The following is a 7,021-nucleotide window of genomic DNA, read 5'->3' as shown; positions in this document are numbered from 1 at the left end:
GGTACCAAACCCCGCAGGAGTATGCGGCCCGCTGTCAGACTCCGCTTCGGGCTACGCCCTCCGCTGCGTCTGACAGCATGAACAACAACATCAACCAAGGGATCAAACTATATTTTTGATCTGTCCCGAATCGGGGGTCAGGCCACCTTCGGAAATCGGGGAAATCACCCTCAAGGGCTTTCGAGTCATCGAGAAAGACGCGGGCAAGCCGTGGGTGGGGTTTCCTCAGGAGACTTACCAAAAAGACGGCGAGTGGAAAAATATTCCAATTGTCGAAGTCTCTCCCAGAACCAAGCGGATCATTTCCGATTCAATTTTGGAGAATTACCGGCGCATTGCGTTGGTTTCCTCCGATCCGATTCCATCACGTCCTCAAAAGGCCTGACGTATGGAAAGGGCACACAGCAGTATGCAGGTGGCCGGGGTTTCCGGTGGGTTGGAGGTTTCGGCCTCCAGCCTGCTGGAGCCCTTTTCAAAAGACCTTTCACGGCACCAGCGGGGCGTGCAAAGCATGGTCTGCGAGCCCGTCAGGGCTCCTTCACTTGACTCCTTAAAGCGTAATTGCAACAAAGGGTTGAAATGCTCGTGCGGCAAATGGTCAATGCGTGGGGTGTTGGAAAACGGCACAACAAAGTACGTTAGGCTAGGGTGCAAAGGCTGGACTTGTTCCCGTTGCGGCCCGAAAAAGGCAACACGGGTGCGACATGGAATTATCCAGCAAGCAACCAAACAGGATTTGCGACGCTTTTTGACTCTGACACTCGATCCGCGCAACTGCAAAGCGGCTGAATCAATCCCGTATATCCGTGAAGTCTGGCGAAAATTCCGTGTGTCTCTCCAACGCCGCTTGGGAAAATCCGTAACTTTTATTGCGGTTATCGAGCTGCAACAATCAGGCTACGCACATTTACACATCTTAATCGGTCAATACGTGTCACAGGCCTGGCTTTCTGCGGCATGGGACGCCGTAGGGGGTGGGCGCATCGTTTTTATCAAACAGGCCGACATTCACCGGATTTCCGCTTATGTCTCCAAGTATTTGACGAAAGAGCTTTTGCTGGCTCACAACGGAGGCAAGTACCGTCGCTATACGACCTCCCGAGACATCAAGCTGTTTGAAAAAGTCAAAAACAGCGCTTGGACGGTGATTAAGATTCCGATTCCAGCCCTTGCGCGGTTCTTCAAATTAAACGAGCAACAAGTGATTAGGGCGGACGACGGGATTTTGGAGAGCTTCACAATTTTTGAGGGGGTTACACCATGAAGAACGAACAGGACAACGTAACGTTGGAAGCTGGCGCAACCGCAGCGCGTCGGGAAATTCCCTGTTTTCTGTGCAATGATCTGGTTGAAATCCGCATGGATAAGCGGGCAAAGCCCTATTTCATCTGTGATGCGTGCGGGGTTCAGACATTTGTCCGGCGCAAATCAGGAATTTCAAAACTTGAAATCTTGATTAAGGACATTCAAAGCGACATTTCAAGTGCTTTGAAAGTGTCAGCCCTGACAATTCAACTTCTTGAATTGAAAAAGCGACTTCAGGAAGTTGAAAACAGCAGGGGTATTCTTGGTCTGTTTACAGAGAACAAAGCCTTGGATGAGGCCAAGGAATTAATTCAAAGGGAAATTCAAGGCCTTGATAATCAAATCGATCAATTAAATCAAAAACCGGACATAATTACGAAAAGCGCAACCAAAACGGCGCGTAAACCGTAATCAATAATGAAAATGGTTACGAAAAGCGTAGCTAAAACAGCGTGTAGAGCGGTTGTAGAGCTGAATATGGGCCGAAACCGCAACCATTTTAGCGCTAAAATGGGACGTAAAACTGTTGATGAACTGGGTGCGGTTGCGAAAAACGTAACCAAATACGGGACGCAAACAGGGATTATGACAGGATACGGTAAACGAAGTGATAAGCGGTTAAACGTTCAGATTAGCGCGGATTTCATGCTAAAATGGCACGTAGAACGGTTAAAGATGCAAAATAGGGAAATTGTATGGTTACCTTGAATAAAGTTGAATTATTGAATGTGCAACGGCTCCCGGCCCGCTTGGAGATGGAGCAGGTTGCGGATTTGTTGGGCTTTCAAAAGCACGATATTCCGGTTCTGGTTAAATCAAAGCTGATTACCCCGCTTGGAAGTCCGGCCCCGAATGCCCCAAAGTGGTTTTCAAGTGCCATCGTTTTGCAGCTTTCTCAAGACGAAAAATGGCTTTCAAAGGCAACAAAGGTGATTACTTTAAACTGGAAAAAGAAGAATCAAATGGAGTAAAAGATGGCTTACAGAGTACCCCCCCCATTTTTTAACCAAAAACAAGTAAAAAGGGACTTGATTGCCTGTTGCCTTTTAGCTTAGATGGTTTAGTAATTAATCGCTTATGACCACCTACAATAAGGGGAAAGGTGCTCAGTCGTGCGCATTTGAGCAGGCCGTAGAAAAACTAACTGGTACGTCTGCCCGTGAGATCCGTATGCGTACTGTGTGGGAACAACGGCAGGCAATTGAAGAAAAATCGGGACATATTCTGCATATTGTGAGTCGCTTCCCGTTTGTTGGCCGCGGCAATATCCTTAGAGGCCGCTTGGTTAGTGGCAATCAGGTCAACCGTCAAATTGACGACGCTCTTCACAAGCTCTAAATTCTAGAGCCAGCACTTATGAGTAAAGGGCCGACAAAAGTAGGGCAGCTTTTTGTCTTTTATCATAGCAGGGTCAAGCCCTTGTACGCCGCTGTACAAGTTCAAAATGAGCTTCCAGTGGAAGTGCTATTTGAAATTCATGCGGCGCTAGATCACCTGTCTAGGCAACATGTTTCTGATTTCCGTGAGTCTGAAAAAGCGGTAGTTCAGAAGGCATATTCTCACCTGAAGCGAGCCTGCCTAGATATTTTCAAATTGAAAGTCAGAGAGACTATCGATCAATACAATGAGATTAGGAAACTGGATACGAGTCTAATTGACAATGGAGAGTTTGATCGCCAAATGCGGAAATTGATAGACCGAATTAAAAAGGGCGCGACTGAGGCTAGGCGCTTTGAGGGTTTACACAAATTTGACCTTTATAAACAAGCGGAAGCCTTTGATCTGTGGGAACCGGTCTATGCGGATTGCGTAACGTTCAATGTAGATTTTTATTTGAACAAGAATCTTGATTGGGCGCGACGCAAGGGCTTTCAGCTATCCACCAAGAAATTTTTATTTTCTTTGTTTGTTACGGCCATAACTGGCGGGTTTTTGAAAGATCCTTTGGTGGATGGGCTTAAATTTTTAGCCAAGCTTCTCTGGCAAACGCTCCATTCTTAACCGCGTTGCTTTCGCTTGCGCATGATATGATGTCACATATCGCAAAATACAGAAATTCTTCCTTAGAAGCCATTGCCTATGATTTTCAGGATCGTTTTGATGCTTGCCTAGAAATTCGTAATGTCGCAAAAGAAGTTCATTCACATGCAAGGGTATTTGGCGTAAAAGTCTGTTTAGGAAATTATTCCAAATGTAGCCTATGAAAGTCATTTGCCCACACTGCAAGCACGAAACGAACCACGAAGTCGTGGCCAAGTTCGGTGTAGGGCAAAACCAGATGGAGGATTTTCAATGGGGCAGAGCTTACGAGATAATTCGTTGCAGTGGTTGCGATACTATTTCCTTTCGAATTGAATCTTGGAGTGAAGATGATTTTGATCCTCACACAGGAAAGGCAAACGTGAGTGAAGAACTCTTTCCGCTGCGCACAACAGGTAGAGAGCCTATATTGCATAGCTACGAGCATTTGCCTACGAAAATTAATCGCATATACGGCGAAGTTCTACAGGCACTAAACAACGGAATGCCTATTCTTGCGGGTGTAGGCTTGCGCGCGCTTATCGAAGCAATGTGCAATAATCACAATGCTAAGGGCACTGGTCTTCAAGAAAAAATTAACGCAATGGCATCGATGGGTGTGCTGTCCAAAATGCAATCGGACATGCTCCATACACACAGATTTCTCGGAAACATTGCTGCGCACGAAATTGAAGCGGCGCATCCCCGCGAACTTATTGCAGCCATCGACATAGCCGAAACGATGATTAAGACGCTCTACATTCTTCCTCATCTCAACGATTCAATCAGGACAGGGAAAACCTCGGCTGCACCAGCACAAAAGCTGCAACCTCCAAGCGCATCGGCTATCTAGCGATTAGATATAACTATTTTTATTAAAATAATTAAGCGGCCTTATTTCTTGCCAAGATGCTAAAATCAATCACCTTCTTGGATTTTTGATCTTCGTAAAATTCCAGCGGCATAGTGACGTTATCCGCTTTACGGGCATAAGCGCGGTGAATCGCGGAGCTTTTGTGGCCTAGGTGCGCCATCGCTTCTCGTTCCGGCATTCCCGCACTGTAAGCCCTTTCAGCCCATGCGTAGCGGTAGCTGTGCAGGCTGCGGCCCTTGATTCCAAGTATGCAGCAACGGCGTTTAAACTCCGCAGAGCGGTGCTTGGACTCTTCCCTTGCTATCCGTGGAAAGAACAGCCCTGCTTGGGGTAGCTGCTCCAAAATCGCAGTCAGATGCGAGCCTATGCGTATCCGTGCGGCTTCCCCACCCCGGCTTTCCAGCTTCTTGCGGTGGTAGAAAATTATTCCCTGCTCTGAATCGACATTGGCCCACGACAAGCAGGCAATGTCCGATTGCGAGCCGCCGGTTTCCCAAAGCAGTTCGTAAAACAATTTCCGCTCTTGGTTTTGTTCGGAATCAATAATCATTTGGTGCTCCGCTGCGGTGATGGCGTAGCGCGTCTTGTGCTTGATCTTGGGCCAGCCGGCTTTTGGCAAAACGGGCATGAGCAGCCAGCCCATATCCATTGTAAAATTATGCAGGCGTCGCAGCCAAAGATTTGTAGAAGTGCCAGCGCGGGGATGGCGCAAGACTTGGATAAAATGCGAGCTGTCCGTATCGACCAAGGGTAAATTGCGGATGACATCAAAGGGCTTGCTGCGGGTGACACGCAGCCAGCGCTCCAAGGTGGGGCCGCAATAGTTGTGTGCGATTTCTTGAATGACGAAAGCCCAAGTGCGGGTCAAAAACTCAGGGCTCTTGCCTTGCAGGTAGGTTTTGGCCATCGCCATGTTGAGGGCGGGTTGTGAAGCGGATTGATTGCGAGCCGCTATAAGACGCAGGGCGCTGCTTTTACTGCGGGTTTTAAAACTCTCCTGCTGTCCTGTGATGCAGTCCTCTGCGTAGTAAATCCCGTTGCTTCTGCGGTAGAATCTGTAACGGTCTCTCATGGTTCCTCTGGTGACAGGAACCAAGGTAGCCAAGCCTCCCCTCCCGGCGTTAGCCAGAAGGCAAAGAGCCCGCCCGTAGGAGTGATGGATTAGGCTCCAGCACTGGCAAACAGGGCAATCCTACTGGCAATTTTGCTGGCAAACGGGCCAGTTTCGCCATGTGCTCCGGAGGAAGTGCTTGCAGGAGAAATACTTGCAAAGTGGCTCCGGAGGTAGGGCTCGAACCTACGACCAATCGGTTAACAGCCGACCGCTCTACCACTGAGCTACTCCGGATCAGATGGAGTAAAGATAAGAACAAAAGTCCGCAGTGCTGGCAATCCTATTTCTTACCCAGAATTTCCGTATGAATCCAAGCCCGACCCCGGCCTGATTTCAAAGCCCGTTCACGGGCCAAGGTTTCGCGGCGACTCGGGTATTATTCGGTATGAATCAGCACCCATGGTCCTGGGTAACGTTTGGTGAATTGGGACAGCCAACGGGTGCTTTTGTTTTTCTTGTCATTATTTGTCAAGGTTACCCATACTTTTGGGAGCCATGTCCTGTAAATCCAAGATCATGCAGAATAAAAATGGCAAGGTCGCCTGTTTCGCCGGTTCTGCAAAATGAATTTACGTTGCTTAGTCAGGTGGTTGTTCTCCGCGTATGCGGCAATGTTCCTCACGCATGCCCCTTTGGCTGCCGCACCTGCAACCGCATCGTGGCCGATGTTCAGAGGTTCGCAAGATCTGGCTGGCGTGGCACAGGGAAACTTGCATGAACTGCCCGAACTGTGTTGGACCTTCAAGATGGGTGGCCCGGTCAAATCTTCAGCCGCCATCGAGGGCAAAAAAGTGTTTGTCGGGTCGGACGACGGAACGGTTTGTGCGCTGGATCTCGCCACGGGCAAACGGCTCTGGAGTTTCAAGACCGGAGGCGGAGTCGAATCTTCCCCTCTGGCGCATGGCGGCACTGTCTATACCGGGTCCGACGATGGCAAACTCTATGCGCTGGACGCTGAAACAGGCGCGTTCAAATGGAAATATGCATGCGGCGACAAGATCCCGGGCGCCCCAAATTGGGCCGCAAACCCAGAAGGAGACCGCATTCTCGTTGGCAGTTATGACAACAAGATCCACTGCGTGGCTGCCAACACCGGCAAAATGATCTGGACTTACGAGACTGGAAATTTCATCAACGGCGCCCCGGCGGTTGCTGACGGGCGCGTGGTATTTGGCGGATGCGACGGTGAGATTCATGCGCTTGCACTGGCAGATGGCAAGCTGCTCAAAGAAGTAGAGGCAGGGGCTTATATTGCAGGATCGTGTGCGGTAAAAGGCCGCTTTGCGTACGCGGGACATTACGGCAATCAAGTCGTTTGCGCGGACCTCACTGAAGGCAAGATCATTTGGATTTTCAAGGACAGCAGCCAGCCGTTTTTTTCAACACCAGCGCTGACGGAAACGCGCGTTGTTATCGGCGGGAAGGATGGCAAACTTTACTGTCTGGAACGTGGAAGCGGAAAACGGATCTGGGCTTTCCCGACGCAAGGCAAGGTGGACGGTTCACCGGTTGTTTGTGGCGGACGCGTGGTGATCGGCTCCGGCGACGGACGGCTCTATCTCGTCGATCTTGCCACCGGCAAGCAGGTATGGTCCTATGAAATCGGAAAAGACATCACAGCCTCCCCCGCCGTTGCGGACGGTCTCATTGTGATCGGCTCCGAGGACGGAAACGTTTATGCGTTTGGTCCAAAGAAGGATCATTGAACC

General features: G+C 49.5%; 10 protein-coding genes and 1 tRNA gene. 9 read left to right on the top strand and 2 right to left on the bottom strand.

Going from position 1 to position 7,021, the window contains the following annotated elements; all coding sequences use genetic code 11:
* Nucleotides 1-115: 115 nt before the first annotated feature.
* The 8 genes from PHD76_05720 (at nucleotide 116) to PHD76_05685 (ending at nucleotide 4,177) form a co-directional block, all read left to right on the top strand.
* Nucleotides 116-385: a hypothetical protein gene (locus PHD76_05720; protein ID MDD5261331.1), complete on the top strand. Its 270-nt coding sequence runs from the start codon at nucleotides 116-118 to the stop codon at nucleotides 383-385.
* Nucleotides 386-409: 24 nt separating this feature from the next.
* Nucleotides 410-1,264 carry a hypothetical protein gene (locus PHD76_05715; GenBank protein ID MDD5261330.1) on the top strand — a complete coding sequence of 285 codons (855 nt, stop codon included), beginning with the start codon at nucleotides 410-412 and terminating at the stop codon, nucleotides 1,262-1,264.
* Nucleotides 1,261-1,716, top strand: coding sequence for a hypothetical protein (locus PHD76_05710; protein ID MDD5261329.1), 456 nt, complete (start codon nucleotides 1,261-1,263; stop codon nucleotides 1,714-1,716). The genes PHD76_05715 and PHD76_05710 overlap by 4 nt, the downstream gene beginning before the upstream one ends.
* 12 nt (nucleotides 1,717-1,728) lie before the next feature.
* Nucleotides 1,729-2,013, top strand: coding sequence for a hypothetical protein (locus tag PHD76_05705; GenBank protein ID MDD5261328.1), 285 nt, complete (start codon nucleotides 1,729-1,731; stop codon nucleotides 2,011-2,013).
* Nucleotides 2,014-2,054: 41 nt separating this feature from the next.
* Entirely contained in the window at nucleotides 2,055-2,276 is a 222-nt protein-coding gene (locus PHD76_05700; GenBank protein ID MDD5261327.1) for a hypothetical protein, read from the top strand.
* A 106-nt stretch (nucleotides 2,277-2,382) separates the two neighbouring features.
* The gene (locus PHD76_05695; protein MDD5261326.1) at nucleotides 2,383-2,643 is read left to right on the top strand and encodes a hypothetical protein; all 261 of its coding nucleotides are present in this window, start codon (nucleotides 2,383-2,385) and stop codon (nucleotides 2,641-2,643) included.
* A gap of 18 nt (nucleotides 2,644-2,661) precedes the next feature.
* A complete protein-coding gene (locus PHD76_05690) occupies nucleotides 2,662-3,306 on the top strand; it encodes a hypothetical protein (protein MDD5261325.1) in 645 nt (214 codons plus the stop codon).
* 199 nt (nucleotides 3,307-3,505) lie between these two features.
* Complete coding sequence (locus tag PHD76_05685; protein ID MDD5261324.1) at nucleotides 3,506-4,177, top strand: DUF4145 domain-containing protein; 672 nt, start codon at nucleotides 3,506-3,508, stop codon at nucleotides 4,175-4,177.
* A gap of 31 nt (nucleotides 4,178-4,208) precedes the next feature.
* Here the strand turns inward: PHD76_05685 and PHD76_05680 are convergent, their stop codons facing one another.
* Nucleotides 4,209-5,111, bottom strand: a complete 903-nt coding sequence (locus PHD76_05680) for a tyrosine-type recombinase/integrase (protein MDD5261323.1) — start codon at nucleotides 5,109-5,111, stop codon at nucleotides 4,209-4,211.
* 360 nt (nucleotides 5,112-5,471) lie between these two features.
* Nucleotides 5,472-5,546, bottom strand: a tRNA-Asn gene (locus PHD76_05675).
* Between the two features lie 461 nt (nucleotides 5,547-6,007).
* Between PHD76_05675 and PHD76_05670 the strand changes: the two genes are divergently transcribed.
* On the top strand, nucleotides 6,008-7,018 hold the full coding sequence (locus tag PHD76_05670; GenBank protein ID MDD5261322.1) for a PQQ-binding-like beta-propeller repeat protein: 1,011 nt from the start codon (nucleotides 6,008-6,010) through the stop codon (nucleotides 7,016-7,018).
* Nucleotides 7,019-7,021 lie beyond the last annotated feature (3 nt).

It is taken from the genome of Candidatus Methylacidiphilales bacterium (assembly GCA_028713655.1).
Classification (GTDB): Bacteria; Verrucomicrobiota; Verrucomicrobiia; order Methylacidiphilales; family JAAUTS01; genus JAQTNW01.
The sequence above is the reverse complement of the archived record's forward strand: the minus strand, read 5'-3'. Positions and strand labels throughout refer to the sequence as shown.

Bases quoted from the DNA above. Each gene is read 5' to 3' on its own strand.
- PHD76_05690 (MDD5261325.1), top strand. From the start codon at position 2,662: ATGAGTAAAGGGCCGACAAAAGTAGGGCAGCTTTTTGTCTTTTATCAT.
- PHD76_05715 (MDD5261330.1), top strand. From the start codon at position 410: ATGCAGGTGGCCGGGGTTTCCGGTGGGTTGGAGGTTTCGGCCTCCAGC.
- PHD76_05680 (MDD5261323.1), bottom strand. From the start codon at position 5,111: ATGGCGATGGCCAAAACCTACCTGCAAGGCAAGAGCCCTGAGTTTTTG.
- PHD76_05710 (MDD5261329.1), top strand. From the start codon at position 1,261: ATGAAGAACGAACAGGACAACGTAACGTTGGAAGCTGGCGCAACCGCA.
- PHD76_05705 (MDD5261328.1), top strand. From the start codon at position 1,729: ATGGTTACGAAAAGCGTAGCTAAAACAGCGTGTAGAGCGGTTGTAGAG.
- PHD76_05685 (MDD5261324.1), top strand. From the start codon at position 3,506: ATGAAAGTCATTTGCCCACACTGCAAGCACGAAACGAACCACGAAGTC.
- PHD76_05695 (MDD5261326.1), top strand. From the start codon at position 2,383: ATGACCACCTACAATAAGGGGAAAGGTGCTCAGTCGTGCGCATTTGAG.